Source organism: Pseudomonas sp. LBUM1668 (assembly GCF_059695715.1).
Genome location: NZ_CP166787.1, coordinates 1,556,372 through 1,583,265, shown reverse-complemented (window position 1 = coordinate 1,583,265; position 26,894 = coordinate 1,556,372). Strand labels below are relative to the sequence as shown.

General features: G+C 58.4%; 11 protein-coding genes. 5 read left to right on the top strand and 6 right to left on the bottom strand.

Translation table 11 applies throughout. From position 1 onward, the window contains the following. Window positions 1-110: 110 nt before the first annotated feature. Window positions 111-545, bottom strand: a complete 435-nt coding sequence (locus tag ACA061_RS07055; protein WP_150618563.1) for a MarR family transcriptional regulator — start codon at window positions 543-545, stop codon at window positions 111-113. Window positions 546-864: 319 nt separating this feature from the next. Continuing rightward, window positions 865-2,994 (bottom strand): DNA helicase RecQ, encoded by a 2,130-nt coding sequence (gene recQ / locus ACA061_RS07050; protein ID WP_150602976.1) that lies wholly within the window; start codon window positions 2,992-2,994, stop codon window positions 865-867. Between the two features lie 378 nt (window positions 2,995-3,372). Between recQ and ACA061_RS07045 the strand changes: the two genes are divergently transcribed. Both ACA061_RS07045 and ACA061_RS07040 read left to right on the top strand, forming a co-directional pair. Continuing rightward, window positions 3,373-3,960 carry a UPF0149 family protein gene (locus ACA061_RS07045; RefSeq protein WP_150602977.1) on the top strand — a complete coding sequence of 196 codons (588 nt, stop codon included), beginning with the start codon at window positions 3,373-3,375 and terminating at the stop codon, window positions 3,958-3,960. A gap of 10 nt (window positions 3,961-3,970) precedes the next feature. After that, window positions 3,971-4,366 (top strand): YbaN family protein, encoded by a 396-nt coding sequence (locus ACA061_RS07040; protein ID WP_150617709.1) that lies wholly within the window; start codon window positions 3,971-3,973, stop codon window positions 4,364-4,366. Between the two features lie 332 nt (window positions 4,367-4,698). Here the strand turns inward: ACA061_RS07040 and ACA061_RS07035 are convergent, their stop codons facing one another. The 4 genes from ACA061_RS07035 to ACA061_RS07020 form a co-directional block, all read right to left on the bottom strand. Next, entirely contained in the window at window positions 4,699-7,521 is a 2,823-nt protein-coding gene (locus ACA061_RS07035) for an autotransporter outer membrane beta-barrel domain-containing protein (RefSeq protein ID WP_497300955.1), read from the bottom strand. A 239-nt stretch (window positions 7,522-7,760) separates the two neighbouring features. Beyond that, on the bottom strand, window positions 7,761-9,704 hold the full coding sequence (locus tag ACA061_RS07030; protein ID WP_497300953.1) for a hypothetical protein: 1,944 nt from the start codon (window positions 9,702-9,704) through the stop codon (window positions 7,761-7,763). 119 nt (window positions 9,705-9,823) lie between these two features. Continuing rightward, window positions 9,824-11,764, bottom strand: a complete 1,941-nt coding sequence (locus ACA061_RS07025; RefSeq protein WP_497300951.1) for a hypothetical protein — start codon at window positions 11,762-11,764, stop codon at window positions 9,824-9,826. Between the two features lie 542 nt (window positions 11,765-12,306). Further along, a complete protein-coding gene (locus ACA061_RS07020; RefSeq protein WP_497300949.1) occupies window positions 12,307-20,925 on the bottom strand; it encodes a retention module-containing protein in 8,619 nt (2,872 codons plus the stop codon). 533 nt (window positions 20,926-21,458) lie between these two features. Here ACA061_RS07020 and ACA061_RS07015 point away from each other — a divergent pair. The 3 genes from ACA061_RS07015 to ACA061_RS07005 all read left to right on the top strand — a co-directional run bounded on the left by ACA061_RS07015 (window position 21,459) and on the right by ACA061_RS07005 (window position 26,666). Continuing rightward, entirely contained in the window at window positions 21,459-22,817 is a 1,359-nt protein-coding gene (locus tag ACA061_RS07015; RefSeq protein WP_150602983.1) for a TolC family outer membrane protein, read from the top strand. 134 nt (window positions 22,818-22,951) lie between these two features. Next, a complete protein-coding gene (locus ACA061_RS07010; RefSeq protein WP_150617705.1) occupies window positions 22,952-25,114 on the top strand; it encodes a type I secretion system permease/ATPase in 2,163 nt (720 codons plus the stop codon). Window positions 25,115-25,307: 193 nt separating this feature from the next. Beyond that, window positions 25,308-26,666 (top strand): HlyD family type I secretion periplasmic adaptor subunit, encoded by a 1,359-nt coding sequence (locus ACA061_RS07005; protein ID WP_150602985.1) that lies wholly within the window; start codon window positions 25,308-25,310, stop codon window positions 26,664-26,666. The last annotated feature ends 228 nt before the right edge of the window (window positions 26,667-26,894 follow it).

Genomic DNA, 26,894 nt, shown 5'->3' with positions numbered 1-26,894 from the left:
GCAAAACCGACTTCTATGCGTTCGCACATCCGGTACGAACACGATATTGCCCAGTAGTTCTTATAGTCTGCTCAGTGCGATCTCTCAAAAAACTGGTACGCGGTTATGCCTCAAGATTTTTCCAGGTTGGCCAGAATGTGCCCGTGAACACGCATGCACACCTTTAAATCCGCCTCGTCGACACCGTCGAATAATTCGTGGCGCAGTTTGGTAGCAATGGTTTCGATTTGTTCGATCAGCGGCAGGGCCGGTGCACAAAGGACAATTTTTTTCGCCCGGCGGTCTTCCATCACGGATTGGCGTTGCACCAGCCCCTGGCTTTCCAGACTATCAAGCAAGCGTGCGAGGGTCGGGCCTTCGACACCAACGCTTCGCGCCAGCTCACTCTGGGTCGGAGCTTCTGCGAAACGCGCCAGATGCAGCAGCACCAGCCAGCGTGCCTGGGACAGGTCTAGGCCGGCCAGACGCCGGTCCAGCTCGGCACGCCAGCCGCGGGACATCTGGGCCAACTGCATGCCAAAGCGGTGTTGATCGGTTAACGGCATAAAACACTCGTGGTTAGACTGATGTAATAGAGAAAAACTAATTATTAGTCAGCTAAGCATGAGCTGCAGCTATAGGCAAGTGTCGCTCTGTACTGAATCGTTACATCTTGAAAAGCCCCTCACCCTAACCCTCTCCCAGAGGGAGAGGGGACTGATTGGGGGATGCTGAAGAATTTCGTCGACCTGAAAGGGCTTTACTGAATCCATTATCGACTCAGGCCTTCAGGTCGATGTAACCCGCAAGACACCTCGGTCGGCCCCCTCTCCCTCTGGGAGAGGGCTGGGCGGGCGGCGTTCCGATGAGGGGCTCGGGCCCGAATTACATTTCAAACTCGGATTGCAGCGCGGCCCGCACGCAATACAGCACGCCTTCCGGAACACGACCGGCGAACAGTTCGGCGATTTCGGCGACCGGCGGCAATTCGCCTTCGCCGTCGAGAAACGCGTCCTGCACTTCGCCCATCAGCTCTTCAGGCAAGTCCAGGGCTTGCTCCAGCGACAACTGCTGCTTGCCGATCGCCTCGGCGAGCATGCTGTAGACGTTCTTTTCCGAGCACTGCAACTGCCCGGCAATCTGCATCGGGGTCATGCCGGCGCGGGCCAGGGTGATGAGTTCGTGACGCACGTCGGCCACCACTTTCGGTGCCTCGACCTCGCCGCCGAGCACTTCGAGGAAAGCATCGCCGTAACGCTCCAGCTTGCGCGCACCGACGCCGCTGACCCGGGCCATTTCCGCCAACGAGGTTGGCTGGCTGCGCAGCATCTCCAGCAATGTCGAATCCGGGAAGATGACATACGGCGGCACTCCGTGTTCTTCGGCCAGTTTGCGCCGCAACGCACGCAGGGCTTCCCACTGCTCGCGCTCCTCGCCGCGCACCAACTGGCTGGCCTGGCTCTTGCTGCCGCTCTTGGCGGTGACTTGCGGTTTGAGATCGCGGCGCAGTTCCAGGGTCACTTCGCCCTTGAGCAGTGGTCGGCAGGAGTCGCTCAAACGCAAGCCGCCATAACCTTCGTGGTCGACGTCGGCCAGCCCACGCGCAACCAATTGACGGAACAGCGAGCGCCATTCACTTTCGCTCAGTGCCTTGCCTACGCCGTACACCGACAGATGCTGATGACCGAAACTGCGAACCTTTTCGTTGTCCTTGCCCAGCAGCACATCGACCAGATGGCCGACGCCATAACGCTGACCGGTGCGAAAGATCGCCGACAACGCCTGACGTGCAGGCTCGGTAGCGTCCCAGGTCTGCACGCCGTCGACGCAGTTGTCGCAATGGCCACAAGGTTCGGCCATCTGCTCGTCGAAATACGCCAGCAGCGTCTGACGACGGCAACGGGTCTCTTCGCACAGCGAGAGCATGGCGTCGAGCTTGTGTTGCTCCAGACGCTTGTGGCGCTCGTCGCCTTCAGAGTTTTGCAGCATCTGCTTGAGCATCACCACGTCTTGCAGACCGTAGGCCATCCACGCATCCGCCGGCAGACCGTCACGACCACCGCGCCCGGTTTCCTGGTAATACGCTTCGAGGGATTTCGGCAGATCGAGGTGGGCCACAAAACGCACGTTGGGCTTGTCGATGCCCATGCCGAACGCCACGGTGGCGACCATGATCAGGCCTTCCTCGTTGAGGAAACGCTTTTGGTTGAAGGCGCGTAGCTCGTTGGGCAGACCGGCGTGATACGGCAGCGCCGGGAAGCCTTGATCGCTCAGGAATGTCGCAACTTCTTCAACCTTCTTGCGCGACAGGCAATAGACAATGCCGGCATCGCTGCGTCGCTCGGCAAGAAACGCCAGCAACTGCTTGCGCGGCTGTTCCTTGGGCACGATGCGATAAAAAATGTTCGGTCGGTCGAAGCTCGACAGGAAGCGCTCGGCGTTCTGCAGATGCAGGCGTTCGACGATTTCTTCGCGGGTACGTTTGTCGGCGGTGGCGGTCAGCGCGATGCGCGGCACAGTCGGGAACAACTCGGCCAGTTGCCCGAGCTGCAGATACTCGCGACGGAAGTCATGACCCCACTGCGATACGCAGTGCGCTTCGTCGATGGCGAACAGCGCTATGTCGAGACTTTGCAGAAAGGACAGCATGCGCGGTTGCACCAGACGCTCGGGCGCCAGATAGAGCATCTTCACTTCGCCGCGCTTGATCCGCGTTGCCAGATCACGCTGCTGTTCGGCACTCAACGTAGAGTTCAGCGCGGCGGCCGCCACGCCCAGCTCTTCGAGGGTGGCGACCTGATCGTCCATCAAGGCGATCAACGGCGAAACCACCACCGCCAGGCCTTCGCGCAGCAGCGCCGGGACCTGGAAGCACAGGGATTTGCCGCCACCGGTAGGCATCAATACCAGCGCGTCACCGCCACTGGCCACGCGCTCAATGATTGCACCCTGGCGGCCACGGAAACTGTCGTAGCCGAAGATGTCCTTGAGGACGCGTTGTGCCTGTTCGAGCATAAAAACTCCAAAAATCTACCGATACATCCCTGCTCAGGCTGGTTCAGAACCGCCAGGGCCGCTTAAACAAAACGTAAGAACGCATTGCACGACAACCACAATGCGGGCAGGGATCGCAAAACGCGGCAGTATACCCGAGCCCTCCCCTGCACAGGGCGACACCCGTCGACAGTTTCTTTGCGCCCTTGTAGGAGCTGCCGAAGGCTCGGGCCGCGATCGGACAATCTTTTGATTCTGTTTTTAAAGACAAGATCAAAAGATCGCAGCCTTTGGCAGCTCCTACACGGGGTCAGCCCTGTAAAAATGCCATGCGGCTGGCTTGAGCACGCAAGAAGGCCTAGAATTCCCGCATTATTGATTCCCCAAGGTAGCAACGTAATGTCCTTCGCTGAGCAACTGACCCGCCTGCAAGTCTTCCTCGACGCCGACGAGCTGCACGACGAGGCGCTGGATTACGTGGCCGCCCACGGTTACCTGACCGCGTTGTCGATCTGCTCCGAAGACGTCCCGGAGCGTGAATGGATCGACGCCCTGTTCGCTGAAGAGCCGCGTTACAGCGACGAAGCTCAGCGTGCCGAGATCGAAGCCACCCTGATCGGCCTCAAGGCGCACATCGCCCGTCAACTGGCGTCCGACGAAGAGTTCGAACTGCCGTGCGAGCTGGATCTGGGCGAAGATCCGGACGATTCGGAATTGCGCGGCTGGTGCATCGGCTTCATGGAAGGCGTGTTCCTGCGTGAAGCCGCCTGGTTCGAAACTGCCGAAGAAGAAGTCAGCGAAATGCTCCTGCCGATCATGGTCGGTTCGGGCCTGTTCGACGAGCAGCCAGAGTTCGAAGACATCGCCAGTGACGCCAATCTGATGGACGACATGATCGTGCAGATCCCGGAAGCCCTGACCGCGCTATACCTGCTGTGCCAGGCGCCAGACGAAAAACCGGCGATCCTCAAGCCACGCCACCACTAAGATTCAGCCTATGGACAACCCCATAGGCAACCGCCCCCTGATGTTGCGCTACTGCCTGCTGGCCATCGGCTGGCTCAGCGTGGCATTGGGGGTGATCGGGATTTTTCTCCCCGTTTTGCCCACCACTCCCTTCCTGCTACTCGCGGCCGCGTGTTTCGCCCGCAGTTCTCCGCGTTTCTATCGTTGGCTGGTCGAGCATCCCCGGCTCGGGCCATGGATTCGCGATTATCTCGATGGCAACGGCATTCCACTCAAGGGCAAGGTCTACGCGATCGGGCTGATGTGGGCGAGCATTCTGTTCTCTTGCTATCTGGTGCCACTCCCATGGGCGCGAGGGTTCATGTTGACCAGCGCAGTGCTTGTCACGGTCTACATTTTGCGGCAAAAAACTCTGCGCAAGCATTGAGTCACTCTCCAACAATCCCCGCAAGCGCCCCGCCATTCATCGGAAATCATCACGCGTCTGTCAGATCTGACAGGTGTGCAACTCTCCACGCAAAGGTCTAATCAATCAAACCGCCCCACCGACAACCGACACCGCTCTGAAGGAGTCGCGACACGGCATCCGGAAGCCTTTAACTGCTCCCCCCGCTTCGTCCCCTGCTGCTCGCGGGCATGGTTCGCCCCATTGGCAACACAAAAAAACCGCTGCTCAGGTCAAAGAGCAGCGGTTTTTGAAAGTCCCGATAAATTGTTTTTTATTGTCACAGACCAGCACACCAATCCTTTAACTGCACCTCACCAATTAAACCTCACGCCCACATTCGCCCCCCAAGGCTGTTCGATGTGCTCACCCTTTGAATAATCAAAATCGGCATGCACTTGCCATTTCGCGGACAGGGCGACGGCCACCCCCGCACCAAACTCGGCACGAGAACCTGACAAGTCGTTGTTGAACACATTGTCGTTGACCTTCACTTCGTTGTTCGACGCAAACTCATGTGCGACTGCCGCACGCAGGTAAGGCTGGGCGATGGCGCCATCATTGAACGCGAAGTTGCGCCCGACCGTGGCCCCCGCCTTGGCGACCAACGAACGCATGCGGTCGCCATCGGCGTCCATGTCGTTATCCAGGGTGTATTGCTTGCCCTGAATCTGCACTGCCGACAATTGTGTGAACGGCTCGATGAAGTAGTCGTCAGCCAGTTTGATGTGCCGACCGAACTCGGCGGATGCGCCCACGCCCCAATTGTCATAGTCACCCTTGGTGCGGCTGCCATCACTGAGATTGACCTTGGACTCATTGCGGAACCGGTTGAACTTGAGCACGCCGTCAAAGTAGTAACCGGTCTCGCTGTCGAGCCAGGTTACATACGGACCGACGTAGTAGCTTTTCACCGTGCCTGAAGTGCCACGGTCCAGGTCCAGATCGAACTTGCTCGTCCCCGCCAGCACCCCGACCAATACCTGACTTTCACCGATCCGGGCATCAGCGCCAAGGGACAACCCTTGCTGCTGTTGCTGATAGCCCACACCCGACCCGGCGGCCACGTTGTATTTATTGCCGTAGGTGCGGATCCAGCCGCCCGCCTCGCCACCGTTGAATCGCAATTCACCCATGCGGCTGCGTAACGAACTTAGCTCGCCGTACCACACGGTGGGTGCGGTGTTGAACAACGCCAGCACGGAACTCGCACCCGGGCTGATCACCTCGGTGGCAGGATCCAGAAACCAATCCTTGCCGCCGTCGTCATTCTCTCGGCTGTTCAGGCTGTAAGACCAGGTACCGACGTCTACAACACCGCTGCCCGCCAAGGCAAACTGCGCCGCATCGATCGTGGCGGTACGCGCCAGTATCAATTGCTGTGGCGAGGTTGCATCCAGCCCCGACGCAGCCACTGCGAGACCAAAATCACCCGCCGAAGCGCCCGTCACATTCAGGAAGTCACGCTCACCGCTGGCAAAATCGCCTTTCATGACAAACGTGCCGTTGCCCGAAAGCGTACCGACGTTCAGCTGGCGATAAGAAGTGGGCGCATCCGCTGCGCCAAAAGTGACACTGCCCCCATCCAGACTCAAGGCACCGATCGAACCGTTGGCGGTCATCGTCCAGTTCGAGTTGCTGCTGATATTGACGCTGCCGACATTGTCCAGGCGTCCGGTGAGTTGGGAATGATCTTGAAGGGTGACGCTGTCGACATTGTTCAGACGACCGGTGAGCTGTGAACGATTTCGCAGGGTAACGCCGTCGACACTTTCCAGGTCACCAGTGAGCTGTGAATGATTTTGCAGGGCGACACTGCCGACATTTTCCAGGTCACCGGTGAGCTGTGAATAATTGTCCAGGGTGACGCTGTCGACATGGTCCAGGTGACCGGTGAACTGTGAAGAATTATCCAGGGCGAGGACGTCGACATTGTCCAGGCGACCGGAGAGCTGGGAAGAATTATCCAGGGTGACGCTGTCAACATTTTCCAGGTTACCGGAGAGCCCTGAACGATTTTGCAAAGTGACACTGCCGATATTTTCCAGGTCACCGGTGAGCCGTGAAGAATTATCCACGATGACACTGTCGACATTGCTCAAGTGACCGGAGAGCTGCGAATGATTTTGCAGAGTGACACTGTCAACGTTGTCCAGTTGGCCGGTGAGCTGGGAAGAATTATCCAGGATGACGCTGGCGACATTGTCCAGGCGACCGGTGAACTGCGAATGATTGTCCAGAGTGAGGCTGGCTTTCGAGCTGTCATCGACCAGTACGTCGCCCGTCATGTAACTCTGATCAAAGGTGAGATTGGCAGTGCTGCCGCCAGCAACGTTGATATTGCCTTGTAACGCGCTGCCGATAACCGTCATGGCCGCCGCCGATGCATCTTGAACATCGAGCAGAATGCCGTTGCCAGCCAGTAGTTGCGAGTTATTCAGAACGCTGATCTGTGCCTGAACGCCTTCCTGAACGAGAATGGCCGACGACTCCCGTCCCTCCAGCGTGGCACCATTGAGCGTCAGAAGGGTGTCAGTCAGATTGCCACTGCTTGCAGCCATCCGCACACCGTTGGCGCCGCCACTGATGGTTGTGCCGTTGGCGCGAACCTCGCCTGCGAAAATGTCGATTCCGACGCTGTCCGCCAGCAAACCCGTGACTTCACCGCCGTTAAGTTCCAGCGTACTCAATCCAGTGATCAGTACACCCGATTTACCGCCCCGTATGACACTGTCCGTGACCACGGCAGAAGAACCAGTGGGTGAGCCTATCTCACGCCTCAGCGTCAGCGCCGACCCATCACTGCTCAACGTTACCCCGGTCAGTGATGCCTGACTGTTGGTCAGGGTAATGCCGCTATTGCGATTGCGCCCCACAAAAGCGCCGCCTGTAGCGTTGATGGTTGAACCGCTCTGTACAAACACTTCATGGGTTTGCGCATTTTCGGTGTTTAACACCCCGCCGTTGCGCACCAGATAATTATCAACAGGCGTACTGTCAACAATAGTTACATTTTCGCCCGCTCCCACGTTTGTCAATGCCATCAGGGGTGGACTGATAAACAACAGAGGTGAAAGCGCCATAAAAGTTATAGGCCCTCGAGAAAAAAGCACCAATTTCGTTCGTAGAATTTTCACAACATGCTCCAGTTTTTTGCCGCCCGATGAGGATGGCTATTTAGCCGCCGGCAGCTTAATGCGAAAACTTCCCGCCGAATGTAGGATTAGTCCGATACTGAATAGCGAATTCTCCACAGCTGGCGTCCTACTTCCGCACGACGTCTTTGCAGAAACTCCAGACCGCAAACAAACACGACAGTAGAAATAAAAAAAGGAAGACTGACGTCTTCCTTTTTAATGAACTACTTATTTACTCATCAAAATATCCGACAGACAGCTCCAGCACCATCGCGCGCAATGACTCGCAACTCGTGCTTAGCCGAGGTTTCCTCACGCGCACCGACTGTAGCCTGATACCTGATACTTCCCGTGCCATCCTGAATCGGCATCAATGCTTTGTCGTATGGTAAATACACTGTGAACCCGTTTAGATGCTCGTTGTTGGACAATATCTTTGTGAATTCATAGGGCGGTAATGGAACAGGCGCCGTGCCATCCCAACCAAAACCATCCCAGATAAACTTCAACTCCATTTGATCCTCAAGAGGCGCTCCCCCGGGTACAGTGATTACAGCTACAAGCCCTTGACCAGCAATAGACCTTAATGACGAGCAGGTTAAATATTCCTGACCACGCTTGAATTCAGTAAAGTTAATCACCGGCTCAGGCAGGGTAATTGCAACGACGTAGACACTGACAAGTTGACGTAACGACGGGTTGGCGTTGTCATCCGACAACGATGGGTTGGTAATTTCGTAATGCACCGGTACTGCCGGATTATTACCTTGAGCTGTAATAAAATCGTGTGGAATGATGAACTCTATTTCTTGATCATCTAATTCCGTCCCGTCAACTTCATAACGTCCTCCTGGAACAGCTACGCCCCCCCAATACAATTGATAAATATCCCCATCCACGCGGACGTTATCAATAATTGTCGTCGCCGTACCATCATGCCCCGCATCGTCCAGTTCAAATTTGTTGGGCTCGACAGTATTTGCCGCTTGAATCGACACAGGTGCCAGGTTTGGATTTCCGACTTCCGGGTTCTCAGGATCAGGTGGCGCTGTACCTGGGCGTCGCAGATCGACAAACACAGGCACCGCAGTCAGTTCAGGGTATTCCTGATCCCCCCGCCATACGGAGTAGCGCACAGAGACAGGTCTATGCCCGAGGCCGTTTCGTTTCACATGCTCATAGGGAATGTCGAAAATTATCGGGAAACCTGCATCGACGACCCGTTGGCGTGATTGCGCAATTCCATCCCAAAGCAAAGCCACTTCATCGAGCGGACCTACGTTGTCATACGCCTCAATGGTTACGCCAACATTGGGGTAGGCTTCCATTAGGGTGATTAGATGGTCAGGGGCGTCCGCCGCAGGCACTACAAGTGGTTTCAGGTTGGCGGGGGCCGAAGTAAGTTCGACAACAATGTTGAGTTCACTGGAGGGCGGCCCCTCATTACCGACACGATCCGTCCAGGTGTAATAGATGATTCGCGCGCCCTCGCGGCCGTTTTCGACCTGCAGCTTTTTCAGTGTTACCGTCATTGCGCTACTGCCGTCATCGGGGGCCACATAGGCGCCAATAAACGCGGCCGGGAAACTCGCCCCCATATAGACGTTGGCAATATCACCGTTTCTTCGATCAGGGTGTAGAGGAATCGTTAAAATAATCTCTGGATTGTCCTCCAGGCGCTCTTTTGTAATACGCAAATCATCATATTCGGCGGGTAGCTGTATGACCGCTCCCTTGCCATTCTGATTAGGCGCTGTCTTATCAATAAGAATCTGGACAGAGGGGATATCTTTGGTGGGATCATTAACAACTAACATTTCATAGCTCAACAGGTACAGGCCTTCAGCACTTGTATAAAGTGAAGGCAACGTCAGTGTTTCCTGAAGGTTTAACGGTGTTTCCAGCTCCTTGAGCTCGCCCACTGGCACACCTTGCCACAACAAACGCAAGTCTACCGGCGTACGGTCTACCGGTGGAGGAGACAACACCGGCAGAGTGATAACGATGTCATTATCAACATTCTGCCGAGCTTTCGGTAACTTGTTATCTTCATCTCCTGGAACAGATGGCAACAACCCCTGAAACACCGGCGGCATTATCGCTCGAGCCGATTTGGCGGCACGGATGGTATTTACTGCAGCTCTGCCGGATTTTCCCTTAGCATTCTTTTCATAGACAGTCATTATCCATCTCCTGATCATTAAAGCAGATATTTGAAAACTCATACTCGCGAAACAACCAAACGCTCGGATCAATAAAAACTTGATCCGCCACACCTGACTTCCACCTACTGCTTATTTGCTCAGGAATTCACTTCCCGGCAAAAAACCTCATTCGTTGGCGAACAGATCTCACCACTGGGCATGGTTCTATTGATAATTACAAAATCCGGACGCGACCGACCTATACCATCATCTCCTTTGTACAAGATGTACCAGACAAGGGCCGAACCGTTATTCACCATAGGTGCTATCAACTTCTCGTAATCAGCTACGACGATATCGAAGCCATTTGCAACTTCCGCAGGATCAATGATTTTCGAAAATTCGTGATAGGCGTCCACAATCGGGTCAGTTCCGTTTAGCCCACGACATCCTTGCCAGTGCACAATCACTTCATCCCTTGCTGCGAAGTGTGGGTTGCCCGCTATATGAACCGTAACGCCTTCCCACAAGCGAGGAACGGAACAACAATGCAAGACGCCTTCTTTTCCTGCATGAGGGAATGTCGGTGCCTTCAGGTTTTCGATGATGACAATCGACACCTTGACTTCGGTCTTGCGTGAGTACTGTTCATTCACACCATTGCGGGTGACGTAGTAAACCGGCAAATTCGGATTCTGCAGTTCTGGCAGGATGTGCTCCCAGGGGATTTCAACCTCGACAAGGCTGCCTGATACATCACCCGCCTTCACCGGATAAGTCGCCACGGGCGTCGGAATCGGCCCCCAATACACATCGATTTCCTCATAAGGCTGAGGATTGTCGTAGAGCACCAGTAACGCTCTTGCCGGCAGTCCGAAGTCCACACTGCGCAACTGGTTGGCGAGATCGGACTTTTGCCCGCGAATTTCCAGTTTGACCAGGGTTTCATTGAGCAATGCCGGGGCGTCCACGTGATCCTGGCCGGCTATGGTCAAGTCCAGTGCCACGGAAATGTCAGGCGAAGATGCGGTGTAGCTGCCATCTGCCAGACGGATGCGATAACTCACTTTGGGTCGTGAAGGGCCATTGCCCCGTGCGTGAATGGCCGTCCACGGGACAGTGGTCTCCAACGGAAAACCGCTGGGGTCGACCGGTATCTCTGCCAGTGCGGTGCCGTCCCAGTCGATGGCGACTCGATGCGCCGCGTCCGCGAAATCATAACGTTCAATTTTCACCTGAACGCCTTCGCGGGCCTGTTGACGGTCGAGCAAATTGCGCGTCAAAGGCACCTCGGGAGGTAGCAGCGCACCTGGAAGCGGCGAGAGATCGACAAAGATCGCCGCCCGCCTCGCATTTGGCCCGGTATTACCCGCGCGATCCCTGAGCCGGTAATACATATAGCGATCACCGTGTCCCCACGCGCGGATCTCATCGGCATGCACCGTGATCAGCAAACGCTCGTCGATAATCTCCTGCTCGCTGAATTCCTGCTCGCCGATCTCAACTTCGCGGTCACTCGGATCCTGCGTGTCCGTCCAGAAATAGACTGCTCGATCGCCCGTTGTGACATCTAAGTAAAACGGCACCTCGACGATGACCTGTCCGTGTTGCGTCAGATAACTTTCTGTGATGGCACCGTTCAACTCGTCAGGAAAAATGACCGCATGGGGCTGGAGGCCAAAATTGGGCTGGGTGGTGTCAATAGTGATGCTTTTCCTCAGGGACTCCGCAGGGTTGACCATGCTGGGAGAAAAGCAGATCGAAACGTCGTAAGCTCCCTGGATTAAAAGGCTCCTGGGAATAGTGAGGGTTTGCGGCTGTTGCACAGGAATACTGGATGGGTACTCACGCTCATTGACAGCGATGAAATCGGCGCCACGCGCCATGAAACCCAGTTCCACCAAATCGACGCTCCCGGGAAAGGTGCTGAAGTCCAGGCCTTCAAACGTGACCTCCAGATCCCGCGTCAATGCTCGCAGCGGCAGTAGCCCCAGAGGATCATTCGGATCCAGCACCAAGGGCACCTTGGGGGCTGGAATATCAGCACGCGGCCCACTCGGGAGAGTCGTTTCATCGTTCGGCGTTTTGTGAGCTGACATCGCACGTATTCCCTGACGAATGTTGAGGCTTGCTGGTTCGCAAGCTGTCGCACTGCGACAACTTTCGAATGGCTGGCTTCATTTAGCGCGCATCGTCAGAAAGCGGCTACTGTCAGAAATTACAGGTATTGCTACCGCTCGTCGGAGATTTCGCCGAACTGGCAGGTCGACACGGAATAAACAACAAACGTTTAAAGGAAACCTGCCGACACGGATTTCGGCCACAGATTCTTGCGTCGTTGCCTACAGCTACGCCAGAATCCGCCGGCTTGTGCGCCGCGATTCCTGACGTTTCGTGATGAAACAAAAAACCGCCGTCCCGATTGAACGGGACGGCGGTTTTTTTATGCCTGAGGGCAAATACCTCCCTGTAGGAGCTGCCGAAGGCTCGGGCCGCGATCGGACGATCTTTTGACTTTTTTAGAAGCAAGATCAAAAGATCGCAGCCTTCGGCAACTCCTACACGGGTCACCTGTCTGAGGCATGAAAAAACCCGCCGCCCCGATGATCGGGACGGCGGGTTTTGTCGTTTCTGCCTCAGATCAAACCGTATCCACCTTCAACGAATGATCATTCAACATGCCGCTGATGATCGTCGCTGTGTCGTGCCCGCTGGCAATCATCCCACCGGCGCCAGGCGTGACGCCGTAGTGGCTGGCGAGGTTGACGCCGGCCAGATCGATCGTCTGGTTCGGCGTGGCGCCGGCCATGGCGCTCACGTCGATGCTGGTCATGACCGAGGCGCCACTGCCGCTGACGCTGAAGTGCAGGTAGTCGTCGAGGGACGACGTGGTGCCGTTTTCACCTTGCAGCAGTTGCGACAGGTCGAGCTTGTCGGTGCCGGGGGTGAAGTCGGTGATCAAGTCGTGGCCGCTGTTGCCTTTGAGCCACTGGAAGGTGTCGGCCCCTGCCCCACCGGTCAGGGTGTTGTTGCCTAAACCACCGATCAGCAAATCATCGCCGCCGCCCCCATTGAGGGTGTCGTTGCCCAGACCTCCGTTGATCACGTTGTTATTGTTGTCGCCAGTCAGGCTGTCGTTGAAGTTGGAGCCGACGAGGTTTTCGATACCGGTCAGGGTGTCCGTCCCGGCGCCGAGGGTGTTTTGCGCACCGAGCAGGCCGAGGTTGACGGTGACGGCGGTAGTCGCATGGGCGTAGCTCGCGGTGTCGGTCCCACTGCCGCCATCGAGCAGGTCATTGCCGGCGCCGCTGTAGAGCAAGTCGTTGCCAGCGCCGCCGTGCAGTTCGTTGTTGCCTGAGCCTGCGGTCAGTACGTCGTTGCCGTCGCCGGCATTGATGATGTTGTTGCCGGTGCCCGCCACCAGCACGTCATCGCCTGCTGTACCGGTGAGAGTGTGGCCGTCCTGGTAACTGATGCTCACGTTGGCCGTGTCGCTGCCGCCGTGGTTATCGTTGGCGGTGTAAGTGCCGTGATAGTCCGGGGCGATGTCCTGGGCCCCGGCGTAGTTGAGCTTCATGGTCAACTGGTAGTTTTCCGACCCGTTGACGTTGCCGCCAGAGGGGTTGGTAAGGTTGGTGATGTGGATCTGGTAGACCGCGTTCGACGTCGCAGTGAGGGTTTGTCCGTCCGCCAGCGCGATCCAGCTGCCGCCATTGATCGAGTACTCCATGCCGACGTTACCGGCCGCCAGATTGTGGTCGAGGTTGAGGGTTTCACCCTGACGCAGGTTGACGGTGATGCGGTCTTCATCGTTGGCATTGCTGTTGGTCACGGCGCCCAGGTAGCCGCTGACCACCAGCACGGCGGTCATGGTTGCCGCGTTCGCCGAGAACGCACTACGGACGTTGGCCAGATTCTGGTTGGCCGCCGTATTGACGTTGGTGCCCGTGAAATTAATCGCGCCGGTGCCGGTGAAGTCCGCCGCTTTCGAAACCCAACCGGTGTTGAAACTGGTTGGTGTCGCGTTGAGGGTATCGCCGTTGGGGTCGGTGTCGTTGGCCAGCAACAGCTCACCCGGCACCACAATGTTGCCCGACAGCACGTTGGTGATGACGTGGTCGTCCATCGCCACCGGAGGTGCATTGGGGATCACTTTCACGGTGAGCGTCGAGCTGGCCAGATCGCCATCGTTATCGCTGACGGTGAAGCCGATATTTTCGGTGAGCACCACAGCGGTGGTTTTCTGCGAGGTGTAGGTGTATTCGCCGGTGTCGAGGTTGATCAGCAGCGTGCCGCTGTTGTTGGTGGCAATGCTCAACGTGTTGTTTGCGGTGTTGAAGGTGCCGTGATTGACGCCGCCGCTCGCGATCAGTGACCCCTGGCCACTGAGGGCTTTAGGGTCATAGGTGTAGGTGGTGCCGTCGATCACGATGGATTTGATGAAACCGCCATCGGCGCCGAACGTGCCGCCCTCGCCCAGCAACGAACCGGTGACCGGCGCGCCCTGCACGGTGCCCGACAGTACCGAGTTGAGCTGGTTGAGGTCGGTGACCACTACCGCGTTAGTGTTGGTGTGGTTGATGCCGTCATAAGCCAGCGGATCGAGGTTGGCGTTGCTCACGCCGCTGCCGAGGCCGATTGCGTAGTTCTTGATGTTGTTGGCATCGAGGAAATTTTTCAGCGCGGCTTCATCGGCGGCGTTGATGTCGCCCTCGTTGGGTTTGCCGTCGGAGAAGAAGTAGCCGACGTTCTGCGCCCCGGTGAGTTTGCCCGAGGTGTTGAACGCGGTCTGCATCACCGCCACGGCAGCATCGTAGTTGGTACCGCCGCCGGCCGTCAGCCCCGCGAGAATCGTCTTCGCTGTCGCGACGTCCACCCACACGGCGGTTCTGTCGGTGGCGTTGCTGCTGAAGGTCACCAGTTGGACTTTGACGTCGCCCAGATCGTCGTACTTGTCGAGCAAGGCACTGATCGCCTGCTTGGCCAGCGCCAGCCGCGACAGGCCCGGCACACCCGAGGCATCGGCCATGCTGCCGGAGATATCAAGAACGATCAGCAGGTTGGAATCGATCTCCACGGCTGTCACCGAGCGATCCGAGGCCACGGCTTTTGGCACGTCATCAACGATGTTGACGACGAGGGTGCTGGTGGTGGTGTTGCCCAGCGCATCGGTGGCTTTGTAGGTGAAGCTTTCGCTCAGGGTGTTCGGCCCGTCGTTGGCGTTCGGCGAGGTTTTGGGGGCCGAAGTCAGCGTGTAGGTGTAGGTGCCGTCGGCGTTGAGCTGGATCTGCCCGTAAGTGCCGGTGGCGCTGCCGACCAGGGTGTAAGTGAGCGCGCCGCTGCCGCCGGTGACCGCACCGACCAGCGTGCCGCTGGCGGTTTCGCCGGTGTTGCCCGGGTCGCTGCCGGTGACCGTGCCGGACGCCAGATCCTGGCCATCCTTGCTCAGGTCGAGGGCTTTTTCAAAGACAGTCACGTCCTGATCGACCGAGGCAATGAGTTTGCAGTCGGCGACATTGATGGTGATGGTCGTGGTGCTTTCGTCGCCGTCACTGTCGCGGATGCTATAGGTGAAGGTGTCAGTGGCGCCCGGTGGGCTCACCGAGTTCGGGTTGCTGTGGTAAACGGCATTGCCCGCCGCATCGAGGGTCAGGTAACCGTAGGCGCCGTTGATGTTGCTGTTGAGCCCGCCAACAGCCGAGGTTGCAGTATTGCTGCCGGCGCGCACGCCGATCACCGTGGCCGCGCCATCGGCACCGTTGACGTCGTTGCCCAATACGCTGACGTTGACCGTGCCACCCTCCGCCACCGAGCCGGTGTCGGGTTTGGCGGTCGGCAGATCATCGACGATGTTGACGTTGATCTGACCGCTGGCGGTACTGCCATCGGTGTCGGTTGCTACCACGTTGAAGTTTTCGGTGATGCTGTTGGCACCGTTGGCGTTCGGGTGGGTTTCGTTATCGACCAGGGTGTAGCTGTAGCTGACCACGCCAGTGGCCGGGTTATAACCGGTGATGGTGAAAGTGCTGCCCAGCGGCGAGACGGTTGATTGCGGGAAGCCTGCGGCCACGCCATTGGTGACCACGGCAATGCCACCGACGGTGAGGGTTTGCAGGCCATCAAGAGCGGTCACGGTGAAGGTGCCGCTCTGGGTCAGCGCCGGGGTGTTGGGGCTGGTGCCGTCGCTGAGGTTTTTCTCGTAAACGGTGAGTTCGCCGCCATTGACGTCGAGGCCGTTGAGCACCACCGGGTCGTTATTGTTGTGGACGTTCAGCACCAGGCTGGCGGTGCTGGTATCGCCGTCGGCATCGGTCAGGGTGTAGGTAAACGTCTCGGTGCCGTTGCCGCCACCTTGCAGGTTTTTGAAGTCGGCGTCAGTGGCGTCGAGGGTGTAGGTGTAAGTACCGTTGGCGTTGAGTACCAGCGTGCCGTAAGTGCCGGTGAAAGTGCCGGGGGTAATCGGGCCGGTCGCCACCACGTCTGCGCCTTGCACATCGTTGGTCAGCACGTTGCCGCTCAGGGTGAGTTGGGTTTCCGAGGCGTTGTTGGCATTGCTGTCGTTCATCGCTTGCGGCACGTCATCGACGATGCTGACGACGATGGTGCTGGTGACGATGTTGCCCAGCGAATCGGTGGCCTGATAGGTGAAGGTTTCGGTCAGGGTGTTGGCACCGTCATCGGCATTCGGTGTGGTGGTCGCTGGCGATGTCAGGGTGTAGGTGTAGGTGCCGTTGGGGTTGAGGACGATCTGCCCGTAGTTGCCGGTGGCGCTGCCAACCAGCGCATAGCTGATCGCGCCGACGGCACCGTTGACCGAGCCGACCAACGTGCCGGACGCGGTTTCGCTGGTGCTGGTCGGGTCGCTGCCCGTGACGGTGCCGGGCGCCAGATCCACGCCGTCCTTGGTCAGGTCCAGCGCTTTCTCGTAGACGGTGACGTCGGTGTCGCTGACCGCATACAGTTTGCTGTTGGAGACATCGATGGTGATGGTGGTGGTGCTTTCATCGCCGTCGGCATCACGCACGGTGTAGGTGAACACATCCACTGCACCTGGGCCATTCACCGTGTTGGGATTGCTGTGGTAAACCGCGTTGCCGTTGGCATCGAGGGTCAGGTAGCCGTAGGTGCCGTTGATCTGCGAGTTCAGGCCACCGATGGCCGAAGTTGAGGTATCGGCACCGACGCGCACGCCAACCACCGCGCCTGTCACGGCCGGGCCATCGGCACCGCCAATATCGTTGTTCAGGACATTGCCGCTGACAGTGGCGCCCTCCGCCACCGACGCCGCATCGGGATGCGCGCTCGGCAAGTCATCGACGATATTGACGTTGATCTGCCCGTTGGCGGTGCTGCCATCGGTGTCCGTCGCGACGACATTGAAGTTCTCGGTGATGCTGTTGGCGCCATTGGCGTTCGGATGAGTTTCGTTATCCACCAGGGTGTAGCTGTAGCTGACCACGCCAGTCGTTGCGTTGAAACCGGTGATGGTCAGCGTGCTGCCCAGCGGTGTGACGGTCGATTGCGGGAAGCCTGCGGCCACGCCATTGGTCACTACGGCAATGCCGCCGACAGTCAGGGTTTGCAGACCGTCGATGGCCGTCACGGTGAACGTGCCGCTCTGGGTCAGCGCAGGGGTGTTCGGGCTGGTGCCGTCGCTGAGGTTTTGCTCGTAAACGGTGAGTTCGCCACCGTTCACATCCAGACCGTTGATGATCACCGGATCGTCGTTGTTGTGGATCTGCAACACGAGGTTCGCGGTGCTGGTGTCGCCATCGGCATCGGTCAGGGTATAGGCGAAGGTTTCCGTGCCGTTACCGCCGCCGGTCAGGGCTTTGAAGTCAGCGTCGCTGGTGTTCAGCGTGTAGGTGTAAGTGCCGTTGGCGTTGAGCACCAGCGTGCCGTAGGTACCGGTGAACGTACCGGCGGTGATCGGGCCAGTAGTTACGCGGTCGGCGCCTTGCACGTCGTTGGTCAGGACGTTACCGGTCAGCGTTAGCAGGGTTTCCGATGCGGTCGATGTGTTGCTGTCGTTCACGGCGTTTGGCAGGTCGTCGACGATGTTCACATCGAGGGTGCCGTTGGCGGTGGTGCCGTTGTCATCGACCACGGTGACGGCGAATTGCTCTGGCAGATTGTTCGCGCCGTTGGCAGTTGCGTGCGCTTCGTTGTCGACCAGGGTGTAGCTGTAACTGACCACGCCAGTCGTTGCGTTGAACCCGGTGATGGTCAGCGTGCTGCCCAACGGTGTGGTGACCGATTGCGGGAAACCGGCGGCCACGCCATTGGTGACCACGGCAATACCACCGATAGTCAGCGTGGTGACGCCGTCCAGTGCGGTGATGGTGAAGGTGCCGTTTTGGGTCAACGCCGCAGAGTCAGGCGCGCTGCCGTCACCGAGATTTTGCTCGTAGACGGTGAGTTCGCCACCGTTCACATCCAGACCGTTAATGATCACCGGATCGTCGTTATTATGGATCTGCAACACGAGGTTCGCGGTGCTGGTGTCGCCATCGGCATCGGTCAGGGTGTAGGCGAAGGTTTCGGTGCCGTTACCGCCGCCGGTCAGTGCTTTGAAATCAGCATCGCTGGTGTTCAGCGTGTAGGTGTAAGTGCCGTTGGCGTTGAGCACCAAGGTGCCGTAGGTACCGGTGAAAGTACCGGCGGTGATCGGGCCAGTGGTTACGCGGTCGGCGCCTTGCACGTCGTTGGTCAGGACGTTACCGGTCAGCGTTAGCAGGGTTTCCGATGCGGTCGATGTGTTGCTGTCGTTCACGGCGTTTGGCAGGTCGTCGACGATGTTCACATCGAGGGTGCCGTTGGCGGTGGTGCCGTTGTCATCGACCACGGTGACGGCGAATTGCTCTGGCAGATTGTTCGCGCCGTTGGCAGTTGCGTGCGCTTCGTTGTCGACCAGGGTGTAGCTGTAACTGACCACGCCAGTCGTTGCGTTGAACCCGGTGATGGTCAGCGTGCTGCCCAACGGTGTGGTGACCGATTGCGGGAAACCGGCGGCCACGCCATTGGTGACCACGGCAATACCACCGATAGTCAGCGTGGTGACGCCGTCCAGTGCGGTGATGGTGAAGGTGCCGTTTTGGGTCAACGCCGCAGAGTCAGGCGCGCTGCCGTCACCGAGATTTTGCTCGTAGACGGTGAGTTCGCCACCGTTCACATCCAGACCGTTAATGATCACCGGATCGTCGTTATTATGGATCTGCAACACGAGGTTCGCGGTGCTGGTGTCGCCATCGGCATCGGTCAGGGTGTAGGCGAAGGTTTCGGTGCCGTTACCGCCGCCGGTCAGTGCTTTGAAATCAGCATCGCTGGTGTTCAGCGTGTAGGTGTAAGTGCCGTTGGCGTTGAGCACCAAGGTGCCGTAGGTACCGGTGAAAGTACCGGCGGTGATCGGGCCAGTGGTTACGCGGTCGGCGCCTTGCACGTCGTTGGTCAGGACGTTGCCGGTCAGCGTTAGCAGGGTTTCCGATGCGGTCGACGTGTTGCTGTCGTTCACGGCGCTTGGCAGGTCGTCGACGATGTTCACATCGAGGGTGCCGTTGGCAGTGGTGCCGTTGTCATCGACCACGGTGACGGCGAATTGCTCTGGCAGATTGTTCGCGCCGTTGGCGGTTGCGTGCGCTTCGTTGTCGACCAGGGTGTAGCTGTAACTGACCACGCCAGTCGTCGCGTTGAAACCGGTAATGGTCAGCGTGCTGCCCAGCGGCGTGGTGACCGATTGCGGGAAACCAGCGGCGATGCCGTTGGTGACCACGGCGATGCCACCGATAGTCAGCGTGGTAACGCCGTCCAATGCGGTGATGGTGAAGGTGCCGTTTTGGGTCAACGCGGATGAATCCGGCGCGCTGCCGTCGCTGAGATTTTGCTCGTAAACGGTGAGTTCGCCACCGTTCACATCGAGGCCGTTGATGATCACCGGATCGTCGTTGTTATGGATCTGCAAGACGAGGTTCGCGGTGCTGGTATCGCCGTCGGCATCGGTCAGGGTGTAAGCGAAGGTTTCGGTGCCGTTACCGCCGCCGGTCAAGGCTTTGAAATCAGCATCGCTGGTGTTCAGCGTGTAGGTGTAAGTGCCGTTGGCATTGAGCACCAGGGTGCCGTAGGTACCGGTGAAAGTACCCGGGGTGATCGGGCCAGCATTCGGGCCGACCGGCACACGATCGGCGCCTTGATCATCGTTGGTCAGCACGTTGCCGGTCAGCGTCAACAAGGTTTCGGAAGCGGTGCCATTGTTGTCATCGACCGCGACCGGCACGTCGTCGGTGATGTTGACGTCGAGCGTTCCCGTGGCGGTGTCGCCATTGCTGTCGCCGGCGATCACGGTGAACTGTTCGCTGAGGCTGTTCGCGCCGTCGGCGGCAGCATGGGTTTCGTTGCCGTTGAGCGTGTAGCTGTAGCTGACCACGCCGGTCGCCGGGTTGTACCCGGTGATGGTCAGCGTGTTGCCCAGTTGCGTGGTGATCGACTGCGGAAAGCCGACGGCCACGCCACCGTTGATCAGGTTGATGCCGCCGATGCTCAGGCTGGTCAGACCGTCCGGTGCCGATACGGTGAAGCTGCCACTTTGCGTCAACGCTCCGCTATTGGCGGCAGAGCCGTCGGGCAGATTGGCTTCGTTTACGTTCAGCTCACCGCCGGCGACCGCAAGCCCGCCGAGCGTGACCGGATTGTTCACCGGTGGCGGCGGGACAACAGGCGCGCCGATATCGTCGCCGTTGTCACCATTGTCGATGACTGCGTTGCGGCGTTCTTCAGGAAACTCGGGAATGCCATTGAAGCCGGCAGTGGGGAAGCCGATGATCGGGTCAACTCGCCCGCCGACTTCCTCCAGCAAAACAAAGCTGTGGCCGCCACCCGCTTCACCCGGCACCCCACTTGTTGGGGCATTCGGACCTGCAGCGGTGGCTTCAACGGTTTTGCTCGGGTCGTCACCGGCAGCGATGGCTTTCTGGATCTGCTCGACATCGGTCAGTTGTGCGTCGCTTGGGGTCAGCGCCTCAGCGGCGTTCACGTGTGCTGCCTGGCCGGCCAACAGTTGGCCGGTCATGGTCAGGCTGCTGCCGCGACCCAAGGTCAATTCCTGGCCATTTTGCAGATGAACGGCAACCGCGCCCTCGGCCCCGGTGATCAGTTGATCGCCAGCAAACAGGCGATCCCCCTCAACCAGCTCGCGACGAGTGCCGTCGATGCCTTGAGCGAAAACCTGACCAATAACCTTGGTAACTGTGCCGATGAGCGTTGCCATGTGAAATCCTCCGCTGCTGACCACCGTCAGCACTGGTTCGCGAAGCAGCCCATGGCTCAATCGGGTTGTCGTGGCGACGCTCGCACCCTCGACAGTTCGTCTCGCAGGTCTTACCCGAGCAGGAAATATCAGTGCTTTCAAGCACCTCCGAACCCTGATCGAGACAACCAACCTGCTAACGCTACGTAACGGTGTTGAATCACTCGAGTGACAAAAATCTGTCGCTCATCGACCGCTACGCGTCCCTCCCCTTCAGCAGTACTTCGCCGTATGTCGCAAAGTGAATGGAACTTTCCTCAAGCCTTTTTGCGCTCCCTAAAGCGCACAAAACAAAGGCTTTCGAGATGAACAATGTGCTGCATTTTACAAACCGCATAAGTTTTTTTCGGAATAAGCCTTATGAAAATTTTTTCTTAGCTACGCTTCAGGATGTTCTTAGCTCTGTTGTTACAAGAGTGAAACGCTTAGACCTCAAAATATCGTCAAATATTTGGCGACAGTAACACACCATCAGGACTCAGGGAGATGCACCCATGCGCGTTCTAACCCCCCTCTGCAGCGCGGTTTTGCTGGCCATGGCTTGCACTTCTCAAGCCCAGGCCATGAACCTCACCGAGGCGATTCAAAGCACTATTGCTACCCACCCGGAACTTGCGTCGCGCGTGGACGCTCGCCTTTCGGCTGATGAGCAAGTCAAAGTCGCCAAGGGTGGCTTCTATCCATCCGTCGATTTGAACGCGGCCTACGGTCGCGGCTACAGCGACAACACCAACACCCGGGCCTTCGGCAATCACAACACCGAAATCCTCACCTACACCCAGTCCGAGCTGCGCATGCGGCAAATGATCTTCGATGGCTTCAACACTGCCAACGAAGTCGAGCGCACCAAAGGCGTGTCCAACTCGCGCGCCTACTACGCGCAAGGCACCGCTCAGGACCTGGCCCTGCGCACCATCGAGGTCTACCTCGAAGTGCTCAAGCGCCGTGAACTGGTGACACTGGCGACGAACAACCTGCAAGCGCACTTGCGTGTCAACGATCAGATTGGCCTGCGTACCGAGCGCGGCGTCGGCAGCAGCGCCGACTCCGACCAATCGGTCGCCCGTAAGGCGCTGGCGCAAAACAACCTCGACACCGCCGAAGTTGATCTGGCTGACGCCGAATCCAACTTCTACAGCGTGGTCGGGCGCATGCCTGATGAACTCGAAACCCCGGCCTCGACCCGCGGTGAACTGCCCACCCAACTGCGCGAAGCCCAGCAGAGCATGGTCGACAACAACCCGTACCTGAAATCGGCGCAGGCTGACGTGCAGTCGGCCGAGAGCCAGTACGAAGTCGCCAAGTCGCCGTTCTACCCACGCTTCGATGCTGAGGCTGCAGTTGGCGCGAACAACAACGTGCAGGGTGACGAAGGCCACGACAACGAGTGGCGCGTGGGCATTGTGATGAACTACAACCTGTTCCGTGGCGGCAGCGACAAGGCGCGACTGGCGGCGAATGCGCACGACATCAATCAGGCGATGGACATCCGCAACAACGCTCTGCGCCAGCTCAACGAGAACATTCGTCTGGCCTGGAACGCCATGGAAAATGCCAAGAAACAAACCCCGACCGCCCGTGAATACGCTGAGACCACCAAGCGTGTACGCATGGCGTACCAGGATCAGTTCGGCCTCGGCCAACGCACCCTGCTCGATTTGCTCGACAGTGAAAACGAGCTCTACAACGCCAACCGTCGCTACACCGAAATTCGCTACACCGAGGAATATTCGATGTACCGCGTGCTGGCCAACATGGGCCAGTTGCTGAGCAAGCAACGAGTGGTCCTGCCAGCAGATGCGATTGCTTCTGCCGAAGTCAAAAACGAAGCACGCCTGCCAGAGCTGAAATAACCCTTCTGTAGGAGCTGCCGCAGGCTGCGATCTTTTGATGTTGGTTTTCCAAGATCAAAAGATCGTCCGATCGCGGCCCGAGCCTGCGGCAGCTCCTACACAGGGCGATGTGCACACAACCAGGGGCGATCAATATGACTAGCATGGCCGGAGGCGGCAACGCCGGGGTCGATCCGCGGCTGAGCTTCGATGATCCGTTACTCGACGGTCTGTTGATCCTCTGCAAACTCCATGGCGCGACTGTCAGTCGCGCCAGCCTGAGTGCCGGACTGCCCCTGAACAAACAACGCCTGAGCCTGGATCTGCTGCCTCGCGCAGCGGCCCGGGCCGGGTTGCAGGCGCGGCTGTTACGCCGTGAGCTGAAAGATATCTCCCCGCTGAATCTGCCGATTTTGCTACTGCTCAACGACGGTCGCACCGCCGTGCTGCGGCGCTTTGGCGATGACGGCAAGGCGCTGATCCTGCCCAGCGAAGCCGATGGCGGCGAGCAGTGGGTCAGCCGCGAAGAACTCAGCGAGCACTACAGCGGCCAGGCCTTGTTCGCGCGGCCACGGCATGAACTCGAAGACCTGCGCTCGCCGCTGGTGCCGCGGGTGCATGCGTGGTTTCGCGACACCCTGAAGCTGTCGAAATGGCTGTACAGCGATGCGATTCTTGCCAGTTTCCTGATCAACCTGCTGGGCCTGATGGTGCCGCTGTTTGTCATGCAGACCTACGACCGCGTGGTGCCCAATCAGGCCACTTCAACCCTGTGGGTGTTATCGATCGGCCTGTTGATCGGCACCGGTTTCGAACTGGTGCTGCGAGTGGTGCGTGCACACCTGCTGGACAGCGCAGGCAAGAAAACCGATGTGATCCTTTCCGCGACCTTGTTTGAACGTATCACCGGTATGTCGATGAAGGCTCGGCCGGCTACCATCGGCGGTTTTGCCCAGAGCATTCACGATTTTCAGGGACTGCGCGAATTCCTCACCGCGGTTACCCTGACCAGCCTGATTGACCTGCCCTTCGTGGTGCTGATGCTGGTGGTGATCGGCCTGCTCGGTGGCTGGCTGGTGGTAATTCCGCTGCTGGCGTTTCCGCTGACGATCATCTTTGCGATGATCATTCAGGTGCGTCTGCGTGACACCGTGCAGAAGAGTTTGAGCCTCGGAGCCGAACGCCAGGCCTTGCTGATCGAGACCCTCGGTGGCCTGGAAACACTCAAGGCCTGCAGCGCCGAAAGCGAGCGCCAGCACAAATGGGAAAGCACCCACGGCGCCCTCACCCGCCTCGACAGCCATGCGCGCAACCTCTCGGCACTCGCCACCAACGGCACGTTGTTCATCCAACAGTTCGCGGGGATGGCGACGATTGTCGCTGGGGTCTACAGCATCATCGCCGGCAACCTGAGCGTCGGCGCACTGGTGGCGACGTACATGCTGGGCAGCCGCGTGCTCGCACCACTGGGGCAGATTGCCGGGCTGATTACCCGTTATCAGCAAGCGCAACTGACCATGAAAAGCACCGATGCGCTGATGTCGTTACCGCAAGAGCGCGACGGCAAACAGCGGCCACTGGAACGCACACAACTGCAAGGCGCACTGGACGTCAACGGCGTGACCTTCCACTACAACGGCCAGAATGCCCCGGCGCTGAGCAACGTCAGTTTCAGCCTCAAACCCGGTGAACGGGTCGGCATCATCGGCCGTAGTGGTTCCGGCAAAAGTACCCTGGCACGGCTGGTGATGGGCTTTTACGAACCCGAAGAAGGCCAATTGCTGCTCGACGGTCTCGACCTGCGGCAACTGGATGTCGCTGACCTGCGCCAGCAGATCGGTTATGTCGCCCATGATCTGCCGCTGCTGGCCGGCAGCCTGCGCGACAACCTGACCCTTGGTGCGCGCTACATCAGCGATTCACGCATGCTCGAAGTCGCCGAGCTGACCGGCGTCACCGAACTCGCGCGCCAGCACCCGCAAGGCTTCGACCGGCCGGTGGGCGAGCGCGGGCAATTGCTCTCCGGCGGCCAACGCCAAGCCGTATTGCTGGCCCGGGCATTGCTGCTCGACCCGCCGATCATGTTGCTCGACGAACCCACCAGCGCCATGGACAACAGCAGCGAAGACCAACTGCGCCAGAAGCTGCACGAATGGGTACAAGGCAAAACGCTGCTGCTGGTCACCCACCGCACCTCGATGCTGAGCCTGGTGGATCGGTTGCTGGTGCTGGATAACGGCCGGGTCGTCGCTGACGGCCCGAAAGAAGCGGTCATCGAAGCACTGCGCAAGGGCCGCGTCGGCTCGGCGGCGGTTTAAATGCCCGCACATGATTTGTGGCCCTCACAAATCTGTGGTGAGGGGATTTATCCCCGATGGGTTGCGCAGCAGCCCCAAAAATCTCATGGGCGCTGCGCACCCCATCGGGGATAAATCCCCTCACCACAGGGAAGTTTTCTGACCACAGAATTGTGGGGCGGTTTGGTGTTTCTTTATTGAGGGGTATCGCCGCATGTCAGCTTCATCTTCGAAAGAGCGCGGCTACTTCGACAGTTTCGGCAAAAGCGCCGAGGTCGAGTTCATGCCGGAAACTGCCGGGGCTTCATTGCAGGATTCGCCGCGCTGGTCGCGGATCACCGTGTGGCTCGCGGCAGCCCTGTTGATCAGCGCTGTGGTCTGGGCCAAGTTCGCCGTGCTCGAAGAAGTGACCATGGGCGAAGGCAAGGCGATTCCGTCGAGCAAGGTTCAGGTGATCCAGAACCTTGAGGGCGGGATCGTCACCGAGCTTTTCGTCCGTGAAGGGCAAATGGTCAACAAGGGCGACACCCTGCTGCGTCTGGATGACACGCGTTTTTTGTCGAACAAGGGTGAAAGCGAGGCTGATCGATATGCCTTGACCGCACAGGTCGAACGGCTGTCGGCAGAGGCCGAGGGGCGGCCGTTCAAACTCTCCGCCGAGGTGATCGCCAAGGCCCCGCAAGTCGCTGAAGACGAACGCTCGCTGCACGAACAACGCCTGCGCCGACTGGCCAGTGAGCAACGTACCCTCAGCGAACAACTGCGGCAGAAGACTCAGGAACTGGCGGAATTTCGCTCCAAGCAAGGCCAGTTCAGTTCTAGCCTCGGCTTGCTGCAACAAGAGATGAACATGTCCGAGCCGCTGGTCAAAAGCGGTGCGGTATCACCGGTGGAAATCCTGCGGCTCAAGCGCAGTGCGGTGGAGATTCGCGGCTCGCTGAGTGCGACAACCCTGGCGATCCCACGGGCCGAATCGGCGATTGCCGAAATCCGCAGCAAGATCGACGAATCGGAGCAAACCTTCCGCTCGGAAGCCGCCAAAGAGCTGAATGAGAAACGCACCGACCTGTCAAAAATCACCGCCTCGAGCATCGCCATCGACGATCGTGTGACGCGCACCACGGTGACCTCGCCGGTGCGTGGGGTGATCAAGCAGATGAAGGTCAACACCATCGGCGGCGTCGTCCAGCCAGGCAGCGACATGGTGGAAATCGTGCCGCTGGAAGACAACCTGCTGATCGAAGCCAAAGTGCGCCCGCAAGACGTCGCGTTCCTGCATCCGGGCCAGAAAGCCATGGTCAAGTTCAGTGCTTACGACTACACGATTTACGGTGGCCTGAGCGCCAAGCTTGAGCTGATTGGTGCCGACACGATTACTGATGACAAGGGCAACAGCTTCTACCTGATTCAGGTGCGTACCGACAAAAATCACCTTGGTGGAGATGTGAAGCCGCTGCTGATCATTCCGGGGATGGTGGCGACGGTGGACATCATTACCGGGGAGAAAAGTGTGCTGGATTATCTGTTGAAACCGGTGCTGAAGGCGCGGACCGAGGCGATGCGTGAAAGATAAGATCAAAAGATCGCAGCCTTCGGCAGCTCCTACAAAAGCTGTGGCGTGCGCATAACCCATGTAGGAGCTGCCGCAGGCTGCGATCTTTTGATCTGGATTTTGTGGTGAATGATCTGGCGCTAACGCTGGCAAGCCAGCTCCCACAGGTTTTTGTGATGTTCACAGATTTTGTATTCGACACGGGACAATGTGGGAGCTGGCTTGCCAGCGATTAGGCCAGCAAAAACA

What these genes read in the sequence shown, in the direction of transcription:
- ACA061_RS07055 (WP_150618563.1), bottom strand. Translation starts at nt 545, where the DNA reads ATGCCGTTAACCGATCAACACCGCTTTGGCATGCAGTTGGCCCAGATG.
- recQ (WP_150602976.1), bottom strand. Translation starts at nt 2,994, where the DNA reads ATGCTCGAACAGGCACAACGCGTCCTCAAGGACATCTTCGGCTACGAC.
- ACA061_RS07045 (WP_150602977.1), top strand. Translation starts at nt 3,373, where the DNA reads ATGTCCTTCGCTGAGCAACTGACCCGCCTGCAAGTCTTCCTCGACGCC.
- ACA061_RS07040 (WP_150617709.1), top strand. Translation starts at nt 3,971, where the DNA reads ATGGACAACCCCATAGGCAACCGCCCCCTGATGTTGCGCTACTGCCTG.
- ACA061_RS07030 (WP_497300953.1), bottom strand. Translation starts at nt 9,704, where the DNA reads ATGACTGTCTATGAAAAGAATGCTAAGGGAAAATCCGGCAGAGCTGCA.
- ACA061_RS07025 (WP_497300951.1), bottom strand. Translation starts at nt 11,764, where the DNA reads ATGTCAGCTCACAAAACGCCGAACGATGAAACGACTCTCCCGAGTGGG.
- ACA061_RS07020 (WP_497300949.1), bottom strand. Translation starts at nt 20,925, where the DNA reads ATGGCAACGCTCATCGGCACAGTTACCAAGGTTATTGGTCAGGTTTTC.
- ACA061_RS07015 (WP_150602983.1), top strand. Translation starts at nt 21,459, where the DNA reads ATGCGCGTTCTAACCCCCCTCTGCAGCGCGGTTTTGCTGGCCATGGCT.
- ACA061_RS07010 (WP_150617705.1), top strand. Translation starts at nt 22,952, where the DNA reads ATGACTAGCATGGCCGGAGGCGGCAACGCCGGGGTCGATCCGCGGCTG.
- ACA061_RS07005 (WP_150602985.1), top strand. Translation starts at nt 25,308, where the DNA reads ATGTCAGCTTCATCTTCGAAAGAGCGCGGCTACTTCGACAGTTTCGGC.